Source organism: Vibrio sp. SG41-7, from assembly GCF_014164465.1.
Lineage (GTDB): Bacteria > Pseudomonadota > Gammaproteobacteria > Enterobacterales > Vibrionaceae > Vibrio > Vibrio splendidus.
This window is the reverse complement of the sequence record NZ_JACJFF010000289.1, coordinates 1-1,252: the sequence shown is the minus strand read 5'-3', so window position 1 is coordinate 1,252 and position 1,252 is coordinate 1. Positions and strand designations below refer to the sequence as shown.

Genomic DNA, 1,252 nt, shown 5'->3' with positions numbered 1-1,252 from the left:
CGCTGAACACACATTTCGAACAAGTGGGTTAACAATGCGCGACATTCAGATTCTACAACAAACCATACAAAACCAATGCCCCTCCATTCACAAAAAACGCGTTAGTTCTCTGATACTTGCTACAAAAAGTGTACTTGACGGCTCAGACTTAACGCTGACTAAACTAGGTCGCAAACTGGAAACTAATACCACGGTAAAACATGCGATCAAACGCGTTGATAGACTGCTTGGAAATCGCCAACTACATCGTGAAAAAGACCTAATTTATAAATGGCGTGCCTACTTAATAACGGGTGCCAACTCATGCCCTGTGATCCTTGTGGATTGGTCTGATGTTCGTGAACAACTTCGTTATATGACGTTAAGAGCATCCGTTGCACTTGATGGTCGAGCCATCACAATCTTTGAACAAGTTTTTGAGTATGGTCAATATAATTCACCGAAAAGTCACCAAACATTCCTCGATAAATTGCAGAGTATTTTACCCAGTAAAACCAGTCCAATCATCGTTTCTGATGCGGGTTTTCGAAATACTTGGTTCCGACAAGTTCAAGAGAAAGGCTGGTTTTGGTTAGGTCGTGTCCGAGGTGAAGTATCAATCAAACAACCTCATAAACCTTGGGTCTCAAATAAAACCTTTTATCCAACCGCTGTCCATAAACCCAAATATCTTGGCCACTGCTTACTAGCAAAGAGATCGCCGATATCTTGTGAAGCCTATGTTTATAAGGGATTAGAAAAAGGCCGAAAAGCCCAGCGCCATAGTAGAACCAGCCAAAAACACTCCGCTACACATCTCTACCAGCGCAGTGCGAAGGAGCCGTGGCTACTCGCGACGAATGTCCCTAGACATATCTTAAATGAAGTACAAATTACCAATCTGTACGCCAAGCGTATGCAGATAGAAGAGGCCTTCCGCGATCTAAAGAGTACCGCCTATGGGATCGCACTTCGTCACAACAGAACTCGTTGTACTAAGCGATTAGATATCCTGCTTCTTATTGCGTTGCTCGCTGAAATCTTGATGTGGTGGAATGGCCTCATTGCAGTACAGGCCAAATGGCATTTTGACTTCCAAGCCAACAGCATTAAACACCGCCGAGTTCTCTCCATACCTCGTCTAGGGAGAGAGGTTCGAAATCATCGGCGATATCAAATTAATGAATCCCAATATCAATGGGGAATGTTCGAATATCAAAGGCTCACACACAACGCAGGACTAGGGAAATTATGAGGGGATCCGTCAGCGCCC

The 1,252-nt window shown here is 44.1% G+C and carries 1 protein-coding gene; it reads left to right on the top strand.

Annotation, left to right across the window (positions count from 1 at the left end):
- The first annotated feature begins 34 nt into the window (after nucleotides 1-34).
- Nucleotides 35-1,234: an IS4 family transposase gene (locus tag H5300_RS26700; RefSeq protein WP_182797357.1), complete on the top strand. Its 1,200-nt coding sequence runs from the start codon at nucleotides 35-37 to the stop codon at nucleotides 1,232-1,234.
- Nucleotides 1,235-1,252 lie beyond the last annotated feature (18 nt).

What these genes read in the sequence shown, in the direction of transcription:
- H5300_RS26700 (WP_182797357.1), top strand. Translation starts at nt 35, where the DNA reads ATGCGCGACATTCAGATTCTACAACAAACCATACAAAACCAATGCCCC.